The sequence below is a fragment of the Nostoc edaphicum CCNP1411 genome (assembly GCF_014023275.1).
GTDB lineage: Bacteria > Cyanobacteriota > Cyanobacteriia > Cyanobacteriales > Nostocaceae > Nostoc > Nostoc edaphicum_A.
Genome location: NZ_CP054698.1, coordinates 3,165,646 through 3,188,444 on the forward strand (window position 1 = coordinate 3,165,646; position 22,799 = coordinate 3,188,444).

Below are 22,799 nucleotides of genomic sequence, written 5' to 3' on the forward strand. Positions count from 1 at the left end.
TAACTACTGTATAACAATCAAAAGTACTGCTGGTCTATCAGTGCTTTCGCGGTTTTGTGTCCTGTATCACAAATTAGCAATTCCAGTAAAATGACCTTATCAAAGGCATTGTAGGATGTTATAATGATGAAGTATCGAACAAATATGTTTTGCTAATTAATCTTTAAACAGCGAAAAAATGTAATTTATGATGCTCTCAAAGTTGGGTTTGCGTATGCAAACCGTTACACCATACAGGGAAACATCTGAAAATATTAATTACAAAATAAAACATGATTTGTTTAGTTGTAAGTTTGTATTAAGAAGTCCATGTATAAAAATGCTATTATGACAGTTGTACAACTGGTTTAAGTTGTAGAATGCTACACATTTTACAACTTAAAAATAGCTAAAATGGAATCGAGACTCTCAATCAGAGAGTAGACCTACACAGTGTTACGAAGAACTTCAATTTTGTATGAATTCAAATAGCCAGTCTGCCAATGCCGAGACATATTCCCAACGTTTGGCAGACATTGTGGGAACTGCGATCGCTCTGTTGACTCTTATCCTACCCGTATTTGTCATCGCCCACTATTCTTCAACTGATGTCCAAAATAACCAGCAACCCCTGATCCAAAACCTACAAGGCAGTAAAGATTGATAAAGCTTTCCACTAGTATTCCACCAGTAGGAGAGCTACAAAAAGAAGAACACTGATTTTGAGACAACCTCTGTAGATGTAAATGTTGTTCATCAGGAATAAGCTGAATCTGTATTGTGTTACCCCAGATTTCAGTTGTCTTGACAGAATAGGGGCAAGAAATCCCTCCAACAGCAATCAAGGGCGGAGGATATCCATAATACCCTCTTGGAAAAAGCGTTACGAATAAACTTCGTAACGCTTTTTCCATTTTTTGGAGGGGAAAGGCAATGTGTGCCGTGGAATGAATACCTTGGGAAGAGATCCATATTGCCTTAAAATTCTACACGGGGAGCGAAGCTGACTGAGTGCCCCCATGATTCACTGTTATCAGAGGAGTTTTTTGTGGATTTATCTCGTATTCCTGCCCAACCGAAACCGGGTCTAATCAACGTTTTGATCGAAATTGCTGGCGGAAGTAAAAATAAATACGAATATGACAAGGAACTAGAAGCTTTTGCTTTAGACCGAGTACTCTATTCCTCGGTAAAGTATCCTTATGATTACGGCTTTGTACCCAATACTTTGGCTGATGATGGCGATCCCCTAGATGGTATGGTCATAATTGATGAGCCGACCTTTCCAGGTTGTGTTATTGCTGCACGACCGATTGGCTTTTTGGAGATGATTGACGGTGGCGATCGCGATGAGAAAATCCTTTGTGTTCCTGACAAAGATCCACGCTACACTCAGGTAAAATCCTTGAAAGACGTAGCGCCACACCGCTTAGATGAAATTGCTGAATTTTTCCGTAGTTATAAAAATTTGGAAAAAAAGGTGACTGAAATTCTTGGTTGGCAAGATGTGGATAAGGTTGCAGCTTTAGTAGAAAAATCCGTCAAAGCTTATAGAGGATAATAGAGGAGTTAGGAGTTAGGAGTTAAGATTTATGAATTTTTATTCCTAACTCCTCACTTTGATAACTTTCGCTTGTTACGGATCGCAAAAACTGCCACCAACCCTAAACCAAAATGCAGCGTACTCTCCTTTTGGCAAAAATTCATAACTGCACCCTCACGGGGGCGAATATCAACTACGTGGGTAGTATCAGTATCGATGAAATGCTTTTGGAAAAAGCTGGTATCTTACCCTATGAGCAGGTGCAAGTAGTTAATAATGCCAACGGTCAGCGCTTTATTACCTATGCGATCCCGGCTCCAGCCCATTCAGGAATAATTGAGTTAAATGGGGGGGCAGCACGTCTAGGCATTATTGGCGATCGCTTGATTATAATGACTTACGGGCAGTTCACTCCAGAAGAGTTAAAAAGTTACTCTCCTACGGTAGTCATTGTGGACGAAAAAAACAGGCTGTTGGAAGTACGGCGCTACGATGACCTGCTCAGTAAGGTCTAATTTCAAGAAAAATGTCAAATTTTGAGTTGTCGGGTTCCCAAAGCTACATACCTGAAAAGTCAGCTACCCTGCCAAGCAGTCCATCAGGTGAATTTCTCGTGCAATTCTGGGGTGTAAGAGGTTTGATTCCCACTCCAAGTAGCAACACCAATCGTTATGGCGGTAATACCGCTTGTCTAGAAATGCAGGTCGCTGGGAAACGCTTGATTTTTGATGGCGGTACTGGCTTACGTATACTAGGTAAAACTTGGCAAGAACTACAACAGCCACTAGAAGCCCATTTATTTTTTACCAACTGCCAATCAAATCGTATTCAAGGGTTTCCCTTTTTTGCTCCAGCATTTATTGTGGAAAATTGTTTTCACATTTATGGCACAGCTGCCTCAAATGGAGCCTCAATTAAACAATGTCTGTACGATCAGATGCTCCAGCCACACTTTCCTTACCCTTTGCAGGTAATGCAGTCGGAATTGCAGTTTTATAATCTCACTCCAGACAGTGAGGTGAAGTTAGATGATGTCACCATTACAACTGCATTAATTAACCAAACTCAGCGGTCAGTTGGCTACCGAGTTACTTGGCAAGAGTATAGTGTTGCTTACATCACGGATTTGCACCAGAATGCTGATCAAGTGGAGCAAGAGCGGATTTTAGAGTTTATTAAAGGCGTTGATTTGCTGATTGCCAATGCCACTTACACTCCCCCTACGTCTCACAACCATGACTCTGCTGATTTACTCTGGCAAGCTGCGGTGAATACAGCTTTTAATGCTGGCGTCCAACGGTTAGCAATTTCTCATCATCACCCAGATGATCATGATGATTTTCTTGACCAGGTTCAGGTCGATATTAAATCTGCTTTTCCTCAGGCAATACTAGCCCATGAAGGTCTAGTATTAAGTGTTGGTAAGTAATTTAGACTTCTTAACATTTTGAAATCGTTATGAGTACTCTCGATCAAGTGCTAGAAGACGCTTTGCAACTTTCCTCCGAACAGCAAGAAATGCTGATCAAGATTTTACAAAATCGTCACCACGAAAACCGTCGTGCAGAAATAGCTATAGATGCCCAACAAACCCTAGCTGATTTCCATGCAGGTAAATTTCGGCATCAGTCAGCCCAAGATGTTATTGCAGAATTACACCAGTCATTGGTGTCAACTTAAGCTTTGGCGAATTGAATAGAGCCTCCGGCACGCTGACGCGAACGCAGCTATACAGGCAAAGTCCGCCTGCGCGGACTAAGGTCAAATCAAGGTTTTGAAACCCAGGATTGGTAGCTTTTGTTTGTGTAGACGCGGTTTCTAACCGCCCGTTTTGCTATTGCACACAATTAAAATAGGCTATATTGCCCCTACGACGCGTTTTGCAACTCAGCTGTGCGGACTGAAAGCTGCTGTGTCTGATTACCCCGTTGCACTTTCACCTGTAATACTTGACCAAGGCGACTATCTTCCACAACATTCTGCAATTGTTCAGCACTGATAATTGCTTTACCATCAACTTGAAGAATTACATCCCCGCGCCGGATACCCGCAGATGCAGCTGGAGAATTGGGAACAACTCGCATGACAAAAACACCATTAATTTCTGGTATCTGAATAGGAGAGTTGGGATCGGTATTATTTTGCTTGGCAAGTTCGGGTGTCAAAGTTAGCATTTGCACACCTAGGTAGGGGTGAGCAACTTTACCATCACGTTGGAGTTGCGCTGCGATCGCTTTGGCTTTATCAATAGGAATCGCAAACCCAATACCCATCGCATCAGGACGAATAGCTGTGTTAATGCCAATCACTTCACCTTGACCATTTAATAGTGGCCCGCCAGAGTTACCAGGGTTAATGGCGGCGTCTGTCTGAATGAAGTCCAAGCGTTTATCACTAATGCCGACTTGGGCGCTGGAACGTTTGAGGGTACTGACAATTCCCAAGGTAACGGTGTTATCAAATCCTAAAGGATTACCAACTGCGATCGCCCAGTCTCCTACCTGTACATTAGTGGAAGAACCCAAGGGTGCGACTGGTAAATCGTTACCAGCGTTAATCTTGACTACTGCCAAATCTGTGACTTCATCAATACCTTGAACTTTCCCTTCAAAGGTGCGACCATCTTTGAGCCGGACTGTTACTTTATCAGCCTTATCGACCACATGAGCATTGGTCAAAACTAAGCCGCTCTTGTCAATAATGAAACCTGAGCCTAAACCGCGTAATTGCTCAGAAGGCATCTGTTGAGAAAAACCGTCACCAAAGAACCGACGGAAAAAGGGGTCTTCTAGAAATGGATCAACGCGACGAGTAATTGTCCGCTCGGTATCAATTCGGACAACTGCTGTACCCACTCGATTCACTGCTGCTGTGACAAAGCTGGTGCTATTTATGGCAGCCGTGGCTGGTGATTGGCGTTGGGCAATGATTTCTGAAGTATCTCCAGCAGTGACTATAGGTGCTGGTTCGGCTTGGGATGGTAACACCTGCAATGTGCTAACCGTGAGCAAAACTCCTAGCGCGATCGCTAAAACATGACTACTGAGTTGACGTAGAGACCGAGATAATTTGGGAAATCGCATAATCACAACCTAATTTATAAGCCTAATTGTTGCTTAGTCGTGACAAATCTATTTACAGTTATTTTTACAAAATTGACGTTGGCTTTTGAGTTCAAGTTTCTCCTGCTCTTTCCACTACTGGGTTAGGGCATTTTACGAACTATCTGTAATCAACTTAATGGAAAATCTAACCCAAAAGCTATTATGGACATTCACCCTTTACAAGTTCGGTTTTCACCCATCAATAAAACTTTTGGATTGCGAATCAGACTGTCTCACTCTCTGTTTGAACGGTGGATTATGGATGAACTAACTTTTGTTCAAGATTTCATTCCGACTGGCTGCACCTAGCTGGGGTAAAGAGTTGATGGCTGAGTGAGGAGTGAGAGTAGCGGGAACAGTTGGAGGGATTTGTAATTGTTGGACAACACTTTGCAGTAATTGGTCTTGTCCAGTCCGCAAACCCCAGAGATTTGTACCACGATTGATAATAGCAAACCAAACCAAACCGCGATCGCGTGTGGGCATCACTCCCGCCAAAGCGCTCACATCGCGGAGAGTACCAGTTTTGATCACGGTTGCTGGGGGAATGTGTCTGGCGTGCAGTGTTCCCCGGCGATCAAATCCAGACATGGGGAACAAGTCAGCCAAATTCAGTTGATGGGTGGTTGCTTCCCTTTGAATAGCCATTAACATCGCACAAGCAGCCCTGGGGGAAATACGATTTTCCTGGCCTAGGCCGGAACCATTGATTAACTGAATTTCCACTTGTGGCACCCTAGCAAGGCTAGCAGCGGTTGATTGTACTACACTTGCTCCTCCCACTGACTCTGCCAGCATCTCTGCCATATCGTTGTTACTGTAAACGTTCATTTCCTTGATTAGTTGCTTCAAGGGTAATGAGCGATGACGTAGTAACAAAATTTGTTGAGCATTGGGTTGCATCGCAACTTTCACCGCACCAGCAATCACGACTTCAGGCTTGGGTGTTCCCTTGGGCATGATTGAGTGTATATAAACAGCAGGGCGTCCCCAAGTCGCACGATTTAGTGTTTGCTTGAGTATTAGACCGGCTAGCATCGGCTGACGTTGGAAATTCATGGCAAAATTGCCAGTAATGATCAAATTTCCCTTTACCTGCTTGATGCCCATTTTATTGAGAGTATTACCAAGAGCGATCGCTTCTTCCCAAACAAACAAAGGATCGCCACCACCAGTAATCACCAAATCGCCCTGTACAACCCCTTTGACCACTGGCCCAGTGACACTTACTAAAGTATCAAATTGGTGATCTGGTCCCCAAGCTTTCAACGCAACTAATGAAGTGGCAATTTTAGTTAAAGACGCAGCGGGCAGAGGTGTTGTACCTTGGTGATTTGCCATCAGCATCGGCCCCGACTGCATCCAAATTCCCTGACTCTCAGCTAGATTTTGGGCGACTAGTTTTGATGTTATGAGCTTTTTCAGATATTCCTGCACCGTAGTTGCCCCAGTTGGATTGGGATCAGGGGCAAGAACTAAGCCAGGACTACTTTGCCAAGTCAAAGCATCTAAGGCATCTAGAGGTTTGATTTGTACCCCGGCCATTTCCAGCCAAAGCGACACCAAACCTGAACCCAATAATTCCAGCATTTTTTATTCCTCTATTAGGATTTAAGTTTCCTGTGCTAATATACAAGTTTTTTTACGCTAATCAGTATTGAGTCATAATAGCTGGTGTTTTTATCATCTGTAAGTAGGGTGAATAATATTGTTTTTGTGGCTCCTTTGACAATGCCAAAATGCCCATTGCTTATGAAGATAGCCTAATGAGAATAAAAAATCTCTAGCTGAGACAATGAGATGAATTAATTATGGTAAAAATGTATATCAAGGTATGAAGCGATCGCATCTCATCAAAATAATTCATGAGAAGGAGTCAGAAGACAGAATTCAGAATTCAAGAATACCCCATGCCTGAAGTCAGGGGTAACAATCGGAAAGAATTTTTCTTCTCCACGATAGCGTAGCGGTAGCGAATCCTTGAGCGTCTTAAAATCGGGGGCTTTAAACCTCGATTCTCCATCCAGTCGCACAGAATCCAGAATGGATTCTGGCTCCTGAATTCTTCTTTGGTAATTCGTAATTGAATTAGTTAAGGATTCATGCTCCGACTAATTATAAAGCAGCAATTTTAGATTTTAATACGGGACTCAAACCCTAAAATTACCTTAGCGCAGTACGAAATAGTCCGCGAAGTCATTACAAATTACGAATTACGAATTAGTTAATATCTATTTTCTTTCTGGATGTGCTGCATCCTCTGCTGAAGGAGTACCCATCTGATTAATTGTGGCAATCATCTGATACAAGCGCCCCAAGTCGCGTTGATTGAAGTACAAAATGAGGCGGGGTAGCCCAACAGTTTCATCTTGTGCTTCTTGAGGTAATGCCTGACTTTTTTCAATTCGTCCTTTAACAATAATGTCGCTGAAATCAGCATTGAGTTGCTCAACAAGAGCGTCTGATATATCTGTTTTCAGACGGATGACTAATTGATCCCCTACATAGCGGCTAGAATGATAAACCTGGTAAAAACGGGTGATAGCGTCGCAAGCTACATCCAGGTTATCTGTCACCGTGTAAAGGCTGGGGTCTTCAGGACTGACAAGACCATTTTGCACTAATTGCTTATCAATGTATTCGCTCCAAGAGCGCCAGTAATCACCACCAGGGCGATCAATTAAAACTAGAGGTACTGGGCCAAATTTACCAGTCTGGCTTAATGTCATGCATTCAAAAGCTTCATCTTGAGTGCCAAAGCCTCCCGGAAATAAGGCTACAGCATCACTTTCTTTCAGAAGAAACAGCTTGCGGGTGAAGAAATATTTGAAGTGAATTAACTTGGGATCACCTTCTATAAAAGGGTTTGCTTCCTGTTCAAAGGGTAACTGAATGTTTAATCCAAAGGAATTTTCTCGCCCAGCACCTTCGTGTCCCGCCTGCATGATTCCACCGCCGCCGCCGGTCATCACCATGAATCCTAATTGAGAAACAGCGTGAGCAAACTCAAGGGCCATTTGGTACTCTGGTGTATCTGCCGCGAGACGAGCAGAACCGAAGATTGTAACTTTGCGAACGTGTCGGTAATCATAAAAAAGCTCGAAACCGCGCTCCATATCTGCTAACGCAGCCGACAAGATTTTCCAATCGAGACGCTCAATTTCGCTATCAGCTAGACGAACAATAGTAGCAAGTGCTTGCTGAATAAATTGCCGATTTTTTAATGTCGGTAAACGAGCGATCAATTCAGCGATATCCGCCTGTAAAGACTCTAATGTGTCAAACGACGCAGATGAGGTCATGAGAACTGCCGCAACAATGGCACTATATTTTACGTGAATGACTTACACTCTAGCAAGCAGGATATACCCCTCTAGAGAAAAGGCGATCGCATCGTGCTAATAACTTAGACATTTCAATTCAATCCCAGTTCTTCTTTCAACGCTTCTGGCACATTAACTGCTGTCTCTAATCCCCGCACACCTTCCCACTGCTGCTTTTTACCCCAGGTCATTTCTTGGAGATTGGCGTCGCTGAGGTCTGCACCACCCAGAATGGCGTAACTGAGGTTGCTATGGCTAAGATCCGCACCATTGAGAATAGCACCACTGAGGTTACTGCCACTGAGGTTAGCACTGTTAAGCTTGGCATAGCTGAGGTCTGTGCCGAACAGGATGGCGTCGGTGAGATCGGCACCACTGAGGTCGGCGTCGTTCAGAATCACGCCACTGAGGTCGGCTTCGTTGAGAATTACCCGACTCAGGTCTACGCCACTAAGGTCGGCACCTAAGAACATTGCACCGTTAAGTCTGGCATTGTTAAGTTTGGCACCGTTAAGTTTGGCGTAGCTGAGGTCTGCGGCAACAAGGATAGCATCACTAAGGTTGGTACTGAAAAGAATTGTGTCACTGAGGTTAGTACCGTTGAGAATGGCGTGACTCAAATCAGCACCACTGAGGTCGGCGCGGCAAAGATCGGCATAGCTAAGACTAACGCTGCTAAGGTTGGCTTCACTCAAATTTGCACCGAAAAGGATGGCGTTACTTAGATCAGCATGGCTAAGGTTGGTGCTACTCAGGTCAGCGCGGTTGAGGTCGGCATGGTTGAGGTCGGCGCGGCTGAGATTCGTACTGCTGAGGTCAGCGCGGTTGAGGTCGGCACGGCTGAGGTTAGCACAGCTGAGGTTAGCACCACTGAGGTTGGTGCTACTGAGGTCGGCCCCACTGAGGTTAGCACCGCTAAGGTTGGCACCGCTGAGGTTGGCATCACCAAGGTTGGCACCGCTAAGATTGGCACCGCTGAAATTTACGCCAGTTAAGTTGGCATCGCCGAGATAAGCAAAGCTTAGGTCAGCGCCACTAAAGTCTGCCCCGGTGAGGTTGGCATCGCCTAAGTAAGCACTCTGAAAGTTACCGCCTTTGAGGAATTGCCCGACTATACTGCTAAAGTTACCAATTTCCAGGGCATCGCTATAGTTGATAATCCGCAGCAGTTGAGATGTAAAAAAATTGTCTGTGTCTGGTTGGGCAGATGGATAGAAGGTGATTTTTTGTTTGAGTTCATCTTGCTCTTGAGCGTAGCGGTGTAACTCTAACAGTAAAATCAGTACGTTTAGACCTGTATATATGTCTACCTGTCTCAATCCAATCGCAATATTTTGTGCTGCCAGTTTTAATCTTTTTTTCTGAGGTAAGTTATCATCTGGTGTCCCATCGATAAATTCTCCCTGACACCAGCGATGATAAAAATCTTCTAGCCGCCAGAAAAGTAGTTCTGGGCGAATTTTTTTACCAGTCACAACCAATTCCATTACTTGGCTGACTATTTCTGGTTTCATCGCCCCATTGCCAAGTAAATCATAAATTTCTTCATGCATTTGGCGATCGCACACTCTAAAGGATAACCCAGAGGGTAGAGTGCCCAATGTCTGATCATCTATCTTAGAAGTCAAACCACTCTTTGGTATTGACCATTTTTCTAAGCTTTTTTGCAGTCTCGGAGAGTATAAATATTCCTGCAAATCATCTTGAGCAAATTTAACGCTTTTATCTGCTTCTTTAATACTTTTTTCTAGAGGTAAAACTGCTTCGGTTTCTGGCGATGTGGTCTTTGGCATCTCTTCCAACCTTGTACCTCTCACATAATTTCTCAGCAGCTGCCAGACTTGAGATAAATATGTTGACATTTCTGTGTCCGTTGTTACATTTAAATTACTGTTTTTGATAATCCTGAATTAAAAATTTTTCTATGCTAGTTTGCTATTCATTGCCAACAATCAAGAGTATAAACAAATACTATATTAAAAAAATCATCAGTTGGCTATGTCTATGACGAGCTACTTCTTGTGCATTTGCCAACAGCTTTCCTGGAGGGCGGCTTTTCGCTCACCTGTAGTAGCCTTCAGCTTCTTCTTGTGAGGTAAATAAAGTGTTAGCTTAAGATTCTTTCCAAAATCAAGTAATTTCCATGCTTTTGCTATTTTGTTATACTTTTTCCCCAAGAATGTTACTAGTTTGATGTAAAAATTATGCTTACTGTTTCTTGGAGAGGTAATTGTTAGGAGAAATCCTACACTAAAACAGCATAGAAAAACTGAAAGATGGCAACTAAAATTGAAGTCAAAAGTTTATTGCTTAATATGAAGCAGCTAAGAGAATCGGCAGAGAGTAGGCTATATAGCTTTACAAAAGTTAAAAATTAATTGCGTGCGTAATAGTTATCGGGGAATGGATGCGATGAACAAATTAAGCTTTTATGTGATTTTGTTACATGGTTTATTTTTAGGGATAGCAACGGCTAGTGCCAAGTCACCATCTTTTAACAAAGTTGATACCGAGTTGTCAGTAAAACATAAGGTTGTAGAAGGGGTAGTTACAGGCAGAATTGGAGAGAAATCTAATAGTCAGTTAACGACAGAAACTTCTCCAACTAATATTTCAGCATTATCGCTAAAAAATATTAATCTTTCTCAGGAAAAGAAGCTACCTTCGGGACAAGTTTGGGTAGTTAATCAAAATAAACATGCACAGCCTCAACCGTTCATTTGGGTAGTAAAAGATCCTAAAAAAGCAGGGCAGCAACCATTTTTACAAGTTGCAAAACCGAATGCCAAGCCTAATCCTAGTAAACCAGTAGCAAAGGATGATTTAGAGGTATTTGACGAAGTAATCAAAGATACCCAAAAGTCAGGGGGATTATTCACTCTATATCGCAATAAAGAAAAGAATAAAATTTATCTAGAAATTAAGCCAGAGCAACTCAATAAAAATTACCTAGCTACGGCAACGCTGGAATCAGGTATTGGCGAACGGGGTATTTACAGCGGTATGCCTCTACAAGATTTTTTGTTTTATTTCCAACGGGTGGATGATAAACTAAACTTTGTCATTCGCAATGTGAATTTTCGCACTCGTGAGGGAGATCCCCAGGCGCGATCGCTAGCCCGGTCTTTTAGTGACTCTGTTCTCTACAGCATTTCCATTAAAAGTATTCATCCACAACGCAAAACTTTTCTTATCGACTTGGGCGATTTGCTACTGACAGATTTAGCTGGATTATCTGTAAGTTTAGGAGTCCCAGGGAGCACAGACCAGTCTTATTTTGGTACTGCTAAAGCTTTTCCCCAAAATTTAGAAATCGAATCAGTTTTGAATTTCTCTGGTGGTACTGGCCGTGAAAGTGAAATAGCAAGCTTTGCGTCGCTAGCTGACAACCGTGGCTTTACCCTGCGTGTCCACTATAGTCTCTCGCAACTACCTGATAAAGATTATCGACCGCGAATTGCTGACGATCGCATCGGCTATTTCATCACCGCCTATCAAGACTTATCCAAAGACGATCGCGGCGATTCTTTTGTCCGCTACATCAATCGCTGGCATTTGGAAAAACAAGACCCAAAAGCAAAAATTTCTCCACCCAAAAAACCGATTGTTTTCTGGATTGATAACGCTGTGCCTTTAGAGTACCGTGATGCGATGAAAGAAGGTGTCCTGATGTGGAACAAAGCCTTTCTCAAAGCTGGATTCAAGGATGCAATTGAAGTCCGCCAAATGCCAGATGATGCCACATGGGACCCAGCAGATATTCGTTACAACACGATTCGCTGGATTAACACAGTCGATGGCTACTTTGCAATGGGGCCATCCCGCGTTAACCCCTTGACTGGAGAAATTTTGGATGCAGATATTCTCGTAGATGCCAGCTTTGTCAGGCTACTAAAGAGTGAGTATCGCAAAATCGTCCAACCTAGCCAACAATCTAGCCAAACACAAAATCGCACTACTCTATCAGCTTTGATGCAAAATCGTCTACTTTGCGCTAATGGTTTAGATGCGAAAAACAATGGTATGCCCCAGCAAATGCAAGGGGAACAGGGGTTGTTGAGTCGTTTATCAAAAATGGCAGGCGAGTACGATTTATGCTATGGGATGGAAGCTGCTAACCAGTTTGCTGTTGGTTCATTGGCGATGTCACTGCTGCCAGATACTATGGCCACTCCAGATCAGGTGAAAGAATATATCAATCAATACTTACGTTTAATCATTGCTCACGAAGTTGGACATACTCTTGGTTTACGTCATAACTTCCGTGGTAGTACACTGCTAGCACCGGAGGAAATGAATAATACGGAAATTACCAAAACTAAAGGTTTGACAACTTCTGTGATGGACTATATTCCCCCAAATATTGCCCCTCAAGGGACAAAACAGGGAGATTATTTTCCCAGTATGGTGGGCGTTTATGATGAATGGGCGATTAAGTATGGTTACATAGCAATTCAAACATCAACTCCTCTAGCAGAAAAGCCAATTTTGGAGGAAATTGCAGCAGAATCTTACAAGCCAGAGTTGAGTTATTCCACAGATGAAGATGTCTATGACCTTGATCCAACTGCCAATGCTTGGGATAACAGTGGTAATGTGCTGCTTTATTCTCAGTGGCAATTGAATAATTCGCGGGTGATGTGGGAACGTCTCGATAAACGTTACCCATTGGCTGGTGATAGTTACAGCGATGTGAGCGAACGTTTTAGTACAGTATTGGGTAACTATTTCCAGCAAATATATTACACCACAAAATACATTGGGGGACAATCTTTCTATCGCATCCGCCCCAACGAGATAGCCTCCGAGAAAGTCTCTGAAGTCGGCCAACACCGATTACCATTTGAACCAGTACCAGTTGAACAACAACGGCAGGCCTTAGAAACGCTACAAAAATACGTATTTGCAGAAGATGCCCTGAGCTTTTCACCCGAACTACTGAATAAATTAGCTCCTTCTCGTTGGCGACATTGGGGTAGTTCTCCTCAAGTTGGTCGTTTAGATTATCCAATTCATGACTTGGTGCTACTGATGCAGGGTTCTGTGTTGCGGGATTTATTCTCAGGCGATCGCCTCTCTCGCCTCAAGGATATTGAACTCAAAACAAAGCCCGAAAATGCACTGACTCTACCTGAACTATTTGAAACTTTGCAATCAGGTATTTGGACGGAAGTCATGAAACCAAAAGGTAAACCAATGAAGATTGCCAGTTTACGGCGAGGCTTGCAGCGTCAATATCTGGACATTTTGACTGGTATGGTATTGCGAAAAGAAAATGTTCCTGAAGATGCCCGGACTCTAGCTTGGTATAAACTCAAACAACTAGATGAGAAACTTAAGGGGGTTAATTCCGAGGATGAATACACCAAAGCGCACTTATTAGAGACGCGCGATCGCATCGAGAAAGTCTTAAACGCCCCGTTGCAAGGAAATTAAACAAGATAGAAGTGAGGAGTTAATAGTAAAATTCCTTACTTCTCTTCTTTTCCCTAATTTTGGCAAATTATATTTAGAATGCTCATACAGGCTGAAAAATAGTTTATGTCAGCTAGAGATAAATTTCACAATGTTGTGAAATCGGCATTACAAAAAGACGGGTGGCGAATTACTCATGATCCTTTGCTGATTCGCATAGAAAATATTACCGATATGTACATTGATTTAGGTGCAGAGAGAATTATTGCGGCAGAAAGAGAGGGACAAGTAATAGCGGTTGAAGTGAAAAGTTTTATCGGCACTTCAACTATTTCTGAGTTTCATACTGCGGTGGGACAGTTTATTAATTATCGATATGCCTTAGAAGAAATAGATTCCGAGCGAGTTTTATATTTGGCAGTGCCCTTAAACACTTATAACGATTTTTTAAATAAACCATTTATTAAAAGTATTATCCAGCGCAGTCAAATCAATCTGATAGTTTATGATGTGGAAACGGAGGAAATTATCCGATGGCAGATTTAGATAAATATCGAAACTGTATTCGTCAATTACTTACAGAATATGCTCAACGTGCCTCCTCTAATAATGAAATTGAAGCTCAAACAATTTTTGATGGAGAACAAGACCATTATCAACTGATATATATTGGTTGGCAAAATAGACGCAGGGTTTTTGGGCCTGTGATGCATTTTGATATCAGAAACGGCAAAATTTGGATTCAGTGGAATGGTACAGAAGAGGATGTAGGTGAGCAACTAGCGGCGATGGGAGTACCAAAACACGATATTGTAGTTGGATTTCACCCACCTTACATCCGGCAGTATACAGATTATGCTGTGAGTTAATCACAAATCAGTCAGAGCGATCGCTTGGAGATTACCCTCTGATGTAAGAGGCGCATTAGGTTCTTTTCCCACTGCTTGGCAATGTCGCCCAATATATAGGGTTTTCTGCATCAAGTTTATGTATAAAAAACTCAAGATGAGGCAGCAGATGAGAATTTTCCTCCTGCTACCTCTGCTTTCGCCTAACTACTCAACGCCTTTAAGAACCGTTGCAAACTCTTAAACACATTGGGCTTTCTTGTGGGTGTCGCGTCTGTTGTTGTTTGCGGTTGTCCTTTTAAAACAATGAGATCCAAATCATCACCAGATGGTTTTGTGGGTAATTCGGCAATTCTTTGATATTCGCCGGCGGTTTCCAGCCAAACTTCCCACTGTCCTGGGTAGCAGCGATATAAGGCACTTTCATCGTCTATGGGGCGCACGTAATAGGCAGATTCAATGGTACTGATAAAGCGATCGCGGATTTTTCTCGCTGTATAACCAATGCCCACGGTTCCAGAATCTTCTAAGCGAGGATTTAACAAGACTAAAGGGCGATCGCCTATTACTTCACATAACTTTTCCAACTGCGGTACTTCTACAGATGTGGGGGCGATGAATAAGAAAATTTCATCCTCTGGCTGAATTTTTGTCTGCAAGGAAGCAGCCCTTCCCGTACCGATATCCAAAATTTGAAATGGTGCATCAGCCCAATCGCGGCGGGCGAGGGCCGCAGCCCCAGCGTCAGCAAAGAAAATCTTCAAACGGGAATCATATTCTGTAAACGCAGGTAGAAATTGTTCCGCCACCGGCATAAACTTGAGTTCAGGGAACAGGAACTCAACTTGTATGCGAGTACAGCCATCTGTAAGGGCAGCTTGAACGGCTATACGAGATTGGGCGATCGCATCTTCAAGACTATTTGGAAGTTCACTCATAATCTACATGGTGCTCTAGTGTCTACTCCCATTGTTTCAGTATTGGCTCTTAATTAGGACTGACGCAGAGGAGATCGCTCAACTGCTTGAAAAAGCAGGGGTGTTTTATGCGATCGGGTAGAAATTTGGTAATCGACTACGGGGCGATCGTTCGATGATTGAAAATATTTTATACCAGTATAATGTCTTCTTTTTATAACTTTAGTTATATCTCTATTGATTCTCAATAGTGTTCAACTTGAGTATTTTCTCATCAAGTATGAATTATAAATCATCAAATATCTCAACTGAACTCAGTCGCCAGCAGGAGGAGACCTAGCACAATATTTTTTATACTATCAAATAAACGTTATAAACAAATTAGGTAACAGTATATGCCTCTTCATAAACTTGAACACTTTGACCAAAACTATCGAGAAACTTTTGGTGGAGACGACATTAAAGCGCTGGATGTTTATACTGAGGGAGGAGAAAGAGTAGGCTCCGTGGCTGATGTTTTAGTTGATGACGATGGTCATTTTCGGTATTTAATTATTGATATAAGCTTAGATTTTGCTAGCAAGAAAATATTGCTGCCAATTGGTCTTTCCCGGATCAATTATCCAGAAAGACGCGTGTATGTTGACGGGTTAAGCAGACAGCAAGTAGAAAATTTACCCGATCACAAAGAAGATGCGATCCTTGATAAGGATTATGAAGAAAATGTCCGTGGCGTATTTCGTTCTTCAACCAGCGGTGTGACTTACGATCGCGATACATACAATTATCAGAAAGATCCAGATTTATACCGTTTAAATGAGCAATCTGATCAAACTTTTAGACTCTATGAAGAACGATTAATTGCCAACAAACACCGCATAAAAACTGGAGAAGTAACCGTTGGTAAGCATATTGAAACAGAAACTGCACGCGTTACGATACCTATTCAAAAAGAACGAGTTCTGATTGAGCGAGTTATGCCAACAGAAGCAGGAAAGGTTCTAGATCCCAATGAAATTAAGTTTCAAGAAGGGGAAGTAGCACGCATAGAAGTGTATGAAGAAACGCCTGAGATACATAAAGAAGCATTTGTGCGTGAAGAAGTTCGGGTCAAGAAAGTAGTAGAACGGGACACTGTGGAAGCACAAGACACCATTCGTCGAGAAGAGTTAGATGTTGATACTGCGGGGAATTTAAATGTGCAAGAAAATGGGATGACTACACATGAAGCTATTTAATTAGCCAATTAATAAGTTTTTTTGGTAATTTATCTAAAATAATCATGCAGGTAAAGTTATACCATTTGGGATTTTAGATTTTAGATTTTGAATTGGGAATTGCTGTGTGTATATTCTGTGAATCCTCCATCTATAAAATTCTTTTTTCAAATTGGTATTAACTTTTATATATGCCTGTGTTTTTAAACCAAAAGGTTCCCAACTTATTAGATAGTTTGGGAACTTTAACCTTTGAAAAATTACATTTTGAGAAACAGCGTCAAGATGTGAAACTTTGTTGTAAGTATTTTAATATCTTTGGAAATCTATGCACTAAGGCTAGTACCGCAAGGCGGAATTAAAAATTAAAAATGAAGACAGCGTAAGGGTTTTGTTGATTGGGAATGGGTGGTTTATTTCCGCTGTGCTGTACTAGATATATTAAAAACAAGTGAAGTACTCGTAATTTTATGTCTTTATTTAGCTATCTTTATAAAAAATCCCTATAACTTTTGATTATTTAATCTTGGAAACAATTCATTCGCCAGAAGGAGGTATACAAATCAAAAAATGTCTAGTTTAGTTATTAAGAGATGAAGAGAAAATTTTTGAGGTTAAATATAATGGTTCTTTACAAATTAGAAGATTTTGAGCCTAACTACCGGGAAACCTTTGAAGGTCACGATATTAATGGGCTTGGAGTATATACACAAGGAACTGATGAAAAAATTGGCACTGTTAGCGACGTTTTGGTGGATGACGAAGGTCATTTTCGCTATCTAGTTGTTGACTTAGGTTTCTGGATTTTTGGTAAAAAAGTATTGCTACCACTTGGTCGTGCCCGTATCGACTATAACGTTGACCGCGTGTACACAATTGGCTTGACTAGAGAGCAAGCAGAAGATTTACCTGAGTTTAATGAACGCCAAACCCTTGATTACGACTATGAAGAACGGGTGCGTGGTGTATATCGCCAACCCACAGACAACATCCCTCCTGTAGAAGCTTCAGCACCATTAGATACAACACCCACTTACGCCCGTGATAACTACAATTACGAACGTGAGCCTTCTTTATACGGGTTAAATGAGCAAGATCATCAGACTCTGAGATTGTATGAAGAACGGCTGATTGCCAGTAAACGACGCCAAAAAACTGGAGAAGTAACGATTGGCAAGCATGTTGAGACTGATACTGCACGGGTTGCAGTGCCCATAGAAAGAGAACGAGTTGTGATTGAACGTGTAACTCCAACAGATGCGGGTACATCTGTCTCTGGGCGCGAAGCAGATTTCCGTGAAGGCGAAGTTGCTCGCATAGAAATCCACGAAGAAACTCCTGATGTTCGCAAAGAAGCATTTTTGCGTGAAGAAGTTAGAGTGAGAAAAGTGGTAGATCAAGACACAGTTGAAACTCAAGAAACTGTGCGTCGTGAAGAGTTAGATGTGAATTCTGGTAATCTTCCGATTCAAGAACGCTAACTAAATATAGTCATTAGTTACTAGCTAATGACTAATAATTAATTCGACACAGTGCAGGTAAGGCTGTTGAATGAATTAGCCTTACCTGTGCTTGCAATAATTGATCCCAATTTAGATTTTGGATTGCGAATTTTACTCTTGATATAGCTTGAATAAATACATCTATCGCAAACCTTTTCTAAATGGTATCAAGGTGACTAATTTAATTTAGCTAAATAGAAAGTAGTTCATAAATTTTGTATATGAATAGCCAACTGATGGCAAAAAACATTAGGCAGACAAACAATAATCCTGGCACTACTAGCACCTCACTGGAAGAGTTAAGAAAGAAGGTGAACAATTTTTCTGTCTTCGATAAGCAAGGTCAGCTAGTAGGAGTAGTTCATGATTTAATTGTGGATGCTAATCGTCGGCTAAACTTAGTTATATCTAGGCAGTTGAATCAGCAAACTGTAGAATATGGTCAGCAGTTAGCCGAAAAATATCCTTCTTTGTTTCGCTTGCAGAGCCAGAGAATAAAACAAATTGACAAGCCAAATAAATCTGTTTTCATAGACTTAAACCAATCAGAAATAGAGTATATGCCTGAATATTTAGAAACAGAAAAACCAGGCGATAGCAACTCAACTGAGCAACTAGCGAATAATCAAACGACAAATAGCCTAGTTGATCCCGTAAATTTAGAGCAGGCTACTGAAGAACAGATTATTCGTCTACTAGAAGAACGACTAGTTGTTGAAAGCAGTAAGCGTAAAGTTGGTGAGGTGATTGTTCGCAAAGTAATTGAAACCCGGATGATACAAGTTCCTGTCCGGCGTGAAAAACTGATTGTGGAACAAGTTAGCCCGGAACACAAACAACTCGCAGAAATTGATTTAGGAGATGAAGAAATTGCTGGCGTTGACTTGACCGACGTAGAAAGACTTGAATTTACAGGTTTTGACAGCGGTTTAACGGTAAGCAGCGAATTTAGCTCACCTAAAATTGCTAGTTTATTATTGAATGCGATCGCACTAGAGCAAAATCACGGCTGCAAGCGAGTGCGAGTGACCATTGCTGTTGAAGATGAGTCACACCAGAAAAAATACCAGGAGTGGTTTGACCGCTGTTCTAAGGGTCAATCACTAAAGCCAGAAAAATAAGTTTCTAGCAGATAAATTACTAGGGTGGACATTGTTCACCCTATTTTTTTGCTGATTTGAGGAAAGAAAGTTGGAATTTCCGTTCCTTTTTTGGTAGGTGGAATGTCTCTAAAGCAACTTAATTTACAATACTAAGCAGTTGCCGTTCTTTTGGCTACTTGCAATGAAATTTCGACAGAAGAGACTTTCACCGAAGAAACGACAGCATCTGATCCCACCGATTCGGATTCAAGTTCGAGATGGAAAATTTGAGATTATGGGTATGGGTGTATGGCATTCCTACTGGCGCGATCCCTATCATCTGCTGCTAACGATTCCCTGGACTGGCTTTCTGATCCTGGTTTGTACTTTTTATGTAACTATTAATGCTCTATTTGCCCTAGCTTACTTGATAGGAGGAGATTGTATTGCCAACGCCAGACCTGGCTCTTTTTTAGATGTCTTTTTCTTTAGCGTGCAAACCCTAGCATCCATCGGCTATGGGGCAATGTATCCTAAAACAACTTACGCCAACATTATTGTCACCATTGAAGCAATGATCGGTTTGGTGGGAATTGCTGTGATGACAGGACTCGCGTTTGCTCGATTCTCCCGACCTACAGCCCGTGTGCTTTTTAGTCGTGTAGCAGTAATTACATCTCATGATGCAATGCCAACTCTCATATTTCGCACCGCTAATCGGCGTCGCAATATGATTCTGGAGGCGCAAATGCGAGTCTATTTGATGCGCGACGAAGTAACCCTAGAAGGGCAATTCATGCGTCGATTCTACGATCTGAAACTACTGAGGAGCCAAACACCTAGCTTCACATTAAGCTGGTCAGTGATGCATGTCATTGATGAGTTTAGTCCTCTATATGGGATGACACCAGAATCGTTAACCCAGACAAATACTATGGTGATCATCTCTTTGAGTGGTATTGATGAAACGGTTGCACAGGTTGTTCATGCCCGTCATAGTTATGGTGCTAATGAGATTTTGTGGAACAATCAATTTGTCGATATCTTCCACCACACACCCGATGGACATCGCTACATTGATTACAACCGCTTCCACGATGTTTTACCTTTAGATGAAAAAAGTTGAAATTTCTGAAAGTTATTCGGAAGTTTGATTGAGTTGTGATTGTAAGGGTTTAACGACCACGCGACCATTTTCAACTACAGTGCAACTTTTAACTATGCTCTTACTGTGGTTAACTGGCACATCCTGGCACTGGTTCTGATGGGAGATGTTTTGCTCCTGTTGTTGGTTGAGGACGACAACACAAGAGGCGCAGGAGGTGAAGGACATATAACGTATTTTGATCTCTATATTAATAATTATCGCGCTACTGATGCTGTTTGGCTGAAAAATTACGTATATGCGAAACTATGGATGTAAGTACTTGCTTTCTTGTGCTTTTAGCCAGTGTAAACAGGAAAGCGGTTATAGATCCCGCCCCGCTTTCCTCTCTGCCCAAACTTGTTTGGCAGGGTTAGACAGTGGGTTTTTATAATGAAAAAATTTTTGAGATATGTGGGTTTAGGTTTACTATCTACCTTCTTGACTGCTGCTCCCGGATTGGGAGCTGAACGCATTAGCTTTTTTTACCCTCCCTTTGGCGAATTTTCTTTATCTGTGGACTCGCTAGAAACTTTTGCGAAAGTTGGCAAAATCGATGACGAACTTTCCTTTTATGCTAGTCGTGCTACTCCTGAACAATTGGCTCAACTGCGGGATCTACTCCAGCAAAGGTTTAATGTAACTCCTACACTAGTATCTCAAGTTACCTACTCACCTATAGGCGAGCAGCTGATGCAACGTCTAGGAGAGTTACTCCTCACTGAGTCTCGAAATAATGGCTTTTATGCTATACGTGCCTCTTTGATTTTGTCTGCTGCTGATCAAGAGGGTTTAACGGTTGTGAATTTGCTGCGTAAATTTCCTAGCAATACTATGCGGGTGAATTTCACAGAGGGGTTAAGGATAGTCGATGACTTGGCGCAATTGCTCAAAAGAAAGGATGAAGTTGTTGCCTCTCTTCAAAAAGAGGCGATCGCACAAGCAGCCAATTCAACTGTTGACTTCTCCCAAAAATTAGATTTGCGATCGCCTGGACAATTCCGCTCGCAGAAAAAAACCTTGGAGCTAAATGACTTTTCTCGCAATCGCCGTCTCCCGGTGGATATCTATTTACCTACAACTCAAAACTTACAACTCAAAACTCAAAACTCTCCATCACCTCCCTTTCCCCTGATTGTCATTTCTCATGGTGTCGCCTCAGATCGTTCTCCCTTCGTCTACCTGGCTGAACATCTAGCATCTTATGGTTTTGCCGTTGCTGTTCTGGAACACCCTGGTAGTAATGCCGAACGCATTCAACAATATTTTGCAGGTTTGGCGGGGCCGCCAGAAGCAGCAGAATTTATCAACCGACCTTTGGATATCAAATATCTACTCAATGAACTCGAACGTCTAGACAAATCTGATCCTACACTCCAAGGAAAACTCAATTTTCAGCAAATTGGGGCGATCGGTCATTCCTTTGGCGGTTATACAGTTTTGGCTCTAGCAGGGGCAAAGATTAACTTTGAGCAACTACGCCAAGATTGTAATCCCAATAATTCATCGTTTAATTTGTCGCTGATTTTGCAGTGTCAAGCAACAGAGTTACCTCCCGGAAATTACGAACTAAAAGATGATCGCATCAAGGCCATCATTGCGATTAATCCTATTGATAGTTCAATTTTGGGTCAGTGGGGAGTCAGTCAAATTAAAATTCCGGTAATGCTGGTAGCAGGTAGTCAAGATATTTTCGCCCCACCCGTATTTGAGCAAATTCGTCCTTTTACCTGGCTTTCGGACTCCAATAAGTACCTGGCTTTGATCGAAAACGCTACCCATTTTTCTGCGATCGCTGAACCTACTGCTGAAAACGATATCTTACCTGTACCACCTGCCTTGCTGGGCCCCGATCGTGATGCTGTTTATTCCTATCTCAACGCCCTTAGCCTAGCTTTTGTAGAAACCCATATCCTTAACCGTCCTGAATACCGTTCTTATTTACAGCCTTCCTACGGCACATTCATTAGTAAAGAGCCACTTAATCTCAGTCTTTTACAGTCATTGCCAGTAGATCAATTCAATCAAATTTGGAATGGCTCAACTCCCCAGTCAAGCAAACCATCAAATCCTCAACCTACTTCTACCCGTCGTTAGTTTTAGGAGGCAGGAGGCAGAAGGCAGAAGGAAAGAGTAAGCCGATTGAACTGTGGAGAGAATTACTAATTACGTAAATGTACGGAGTGTAGCTTTAGGCATAATTATCAATTAGGAATCATATTGACTTACAGTTAAGAACCCCAACTTCTCTAAGATTTTGGGGATCTTATTGTGATGGATGATTGAAATTTGCTACAAACAAGGCAAGTCTCAAGCATTACTTTGATTAACTCAAAGTTAAACCTCAAGAAATTACCATTTGTCTTAAAGTTTGGTACATAATTCAAGACAATCATTGAGCCTACTTCTACCTTTTCAACAAATAAAAATCATCAACCTTTATTTTCAAGAAAACAGTAAATTTACTGATGCAATTCTGTGAGTTTATTTAGAGCTAACTATTGCAACCATAAGGCAAAACGCTATATGTCTTTTTTGTTTCTAAACTATGAATTAGATATAGCAATTTCCCAAAAAAGTGGCTCTTTGTCAGGGAATTAAGATATTTATACTGAGGGATTCATAAAAACTTATTTAATAAAATCTTTTATATATATATGCTTGTCGTTAAGAACTATTAAGAAATCCTTATTAAAGAATATTGCAATGCCTTGATTTAATTGCT

19 protein-coding genes are annotated in these 22,799 nt (G+C 41.7%); 13 read left to right on the top strand and 6 right to left on the bottom strand.

Annotation, left to right across the window (positions count from 1 at the left end; all coding sequences use genetic code 11):
- The first annotated feature begins 457 nt into the window (after positions 1-457).
- The 5 genes from HUN01_RS15710 (at position 458) to HUN01_RS15730 (ending at position 3,202) form a co-directional block, all read left to right on the top strand.
- The gene (locus HUN01_RS15710; RefSeq protein ID WP_181932050.1) at positions 458-643 is read left to right on the top strand and encodes a TLTLP motif-containing protein; all 186 of its coding nucleotides are present in this window, start codon (positions 458-460) and stop codon (positions 641-643) included.
- A gap of 384 nt (positions 644-1,027) precedes the next feature.
- Positions 1,028-1,540 (top strand): inorganic diphosphatase, encoded by a 513-nt coding sequence (locus tag HUN01_RS15715; protein ID WP_069069694.1) that lies wholly within the window; start codon positions 1,028-1,030, stop codon positions 1,538-1,540.
- Positions 1,541-1,653: 113 nt separating this feature from the next.
- Positions 1,654-2,037, top strand: coding sequence for an aspartate 1-decarboxylase (gene panD / locus HUN01_RS15720; protein ID WP_181932051.1), 384 nt, complete (start codon positions 1,654-1,656; stop codon positions 2,035-2,037).
- Positions 2,038-2,048: 11 nt separating this feature from the next.
- Positions 2,049-2,951, top strand: coding sequence for an MBL fold metallo-hydrolase (locus HUN01_RS15725; RefSeq protein ID WP_181932052.1), 903 nt, complete (start codon positions 2,049-2,051; stop codon positions 2,949-2,951).
- Positions 2,952-2,980: 29 nt separating this feature from the next.
- On the top strand, positions 2,981-3,202 hold the full coding sequence (locus HUN01_RS15730) for a hypothetical protein (RefSeq protein WP_181932053.1): 222 nt from the start codon (positions 2,981-2,983) through the stop codon (positions 3,200-3,202).
- 188 nt (positions 3,203-3,390) lie between these two features.
- Here HUN01_RS15730 and HUN01_RS15735 read toward each other — a convergent pair whose 3' ends face one another.
- The 4 genes from HUN01_RS15735 to HUN01_RS15750 all read right to left on the bottom strand — a co-directional run bounded on the left by HUN01_RS15735 (position 3,391) and on the right by HUN01_RS15750 (position 9,811).
- Positions 3,391-4,605 carry an HhoA/HhoB/HtrA family serine endopeptidase gene (locus tag HUN01_RS15735; protein WP_181932054.1) on the bottom strand — a complete coding sequence of 405 codons (1,215 nt, stop codon included), beginning with the start codon at positions 4,603-4,605 and terminating at the stop codon, positions 3,391-3,393.
- A 288-nt stretch (positions 4,606-4,893) separates the two neighbouring features.
- Complete coding sequence (locus HUN01_RS15740) at positions 4,894-6,216, bottom strand: D-alanyl-D-alanine carboxypeptidase (RefSeq protein WP_181932055.1); 1,323 nt, start codon at positions 6,214-6,216, stop codon at positions 4,894-4,896.
- A 641-nt stretch (positions 6,217-6,857) separates the two neighbouring features.
- Positions 6,858-7,928 carry an LOG family protein gene (locus tag HUN01_RS15745; RefSeq protein WP_181932056.1) on the bottom strand — a complete coding sequence of 357 codons (1,071 nt, stop codon included), beginning with the start codon at positions 7,926-7,928 and terminating at the stop codon, positions 6,858-6,860.
- Positions 7,929-8,041: 113 nt separating this feature from the next.
- The gene (locus HUN01_RS15750; RefSeq protein WP_181932057.1) at positions 8,042-9,811 is read right to left on the bottom strand and encodes a pentapeptide repeat-containing protein; all 1,770 of its coding nucleotides are present in this window, start codon (positions 9,809-9,811) and stop codon (positions 8,042-8,044) included.
- Between the two features lie 550 nt (positions 9,812-10,361).
- Between HUN01_RS15750 and HUN01_RS15755 the strand changes: the two genes are divergently transcribed.
- The 3 genes from HUN01_RS15755 (at position 10,362) to HUN01_RS15765 (ending at position 14,233) form a co-directional block, all read left to right on the top strand.
- Positions 10,362-13,385 (top strand): zinc-dependent metalloprotease, encoded by a 3,024-nt coding sequence (locus tag HUN01_RS15755; protein WP_181932058.1) that lies wholly within the window; start codon positions 10,362-10,364, stop codon positions 13,383-13,385.
- Positions 13,386-13,490: 105 nt separating this feature from the next.
- Positions 13,491-13,910 (top strand): XisH family protein, encoded by a 420-nt coding sequence (locus HUN01_RS15760; protein WP_181932059.1) that lies wholly within the window; start codon positions 13,491-13,493, stop codon positions 13,908-13,910.
- Positions 13,898-14,233, top strand: a complete 336-nt coding sequence (locus tag HUN01_RS15765) for a XisI protein (protein WP_181932060.1) — start codon at positions 13,898-13,900, stop codon at positions 14,231-14,233. Before HUN01_RS15760 ends, HUN01_RS15765 begins: the two co-directional genes overlap by 13 nt.
- A 182-nt stretch (positions 14,234-14,415) precedes the next feature.
- On the opposite strand, the gene HUN01_RS15770 is transcribed toward HUN01_RS15765, so the two are convergent.
- Positions 14,416-15,150 carry a DUF1995 family protein gene (locus HUN01_RS15770; protein ID WP_181932061.1) on the bottom strand — a complete coding sequence of 245 codons (735 nt, stop codon included), beginning with the start codon at positions 15,148-15,150 and terminating at the stop codon, positions 14,416-14,418.
- 374 nt (positions 15,151-15,524) lie between these two features.
- Between HUN01_RS15770 and HUN01_RS15775 the strand changes: the two genes are divergently transcribed.
- From HUN01_RS15775 to HUN01_RS15790, 4 genes are all read left to right on the top strand, one after another.
- Positions 15,525-16,367: a DUF2382 domain-containing protein gene (locus HUN01_RS15775; RefSeq protein WP_181932062.1), complete on the top strand. Its 843-nt coding sequence runs from the start codon at positions 15,525-15,527 to the stop codon at positions 16,365-16,367.
- Positions 16,368-16,969: 602 nt separating this feature from the next.
- On the top strand, positions 16,970-17,827 hold the full coding sequence (locus HUN01_RS15780; RefSeq protein WP_181932063.1) for a DUF2382 domain-containing protein: 858 nt from the start codon (positions 16,970-16,972) through the stop codon (positions 17,825-17,827).
- 242 nt (positions 17,828-18,069) lie between these two features.
- Positions 18,070-18,969: a YsnF/AvaK domain-containing protein gene (locus HUN01_RS15785; protein WP_181932064.1), complete on the top strand. Its 900-nt coding sequence runs from the start codon at positions 18,070-18,072 to the stop codon at positions 18,967-18,969.
- 163 nt (positions 18,970-19,132) lie between these two features.
- The gene (locus tag HUN01_RS15790) at positions 19,133-20,056 is read left to right on the top strand and encodes an ion channel (protein WP_181932065.1); all 924 of its coding nucleotides are present in this window, start codon (positions 19,133-19,135) and stop codon (positions 20,054-20,056) included.
- Positions 20,057-20,068: 12 nt separating this feature from the next.
- Here HUN01_RS15790 and HUN01_RS15795 read toward each other — a convergent pair whose 3' ends face one another.
- Positions 20,069-20,263, bottom strand: coding sequence for a hypothetical protein (locus HUN01_RS15795; protein WP_181932066.1), 195 nt, complete (start codon positions 20,261-20,263; stop codon positions 20,069-20,071).
- A gap of 204 nt (positions 20,264-20,467) precedes the next feature.
- Here HUN01_RS15795 and HUN01_RS15800 point away from each other — a divergent pair, with 204 nt between their 5' ends.
- On the top strand, positions 20,468-22,171 hold the full coding sequence (locus HUN01_RS15800) for an alpha/beta hydrolase (RefSeq protein WP_181932067.1): 1,704 nt from the start codon (positions 20,468-20,470) through the stop codon (positions 22,169-22,171).
- Positions 22,172-22,799 lie beyond the last annotated feature (628 nt).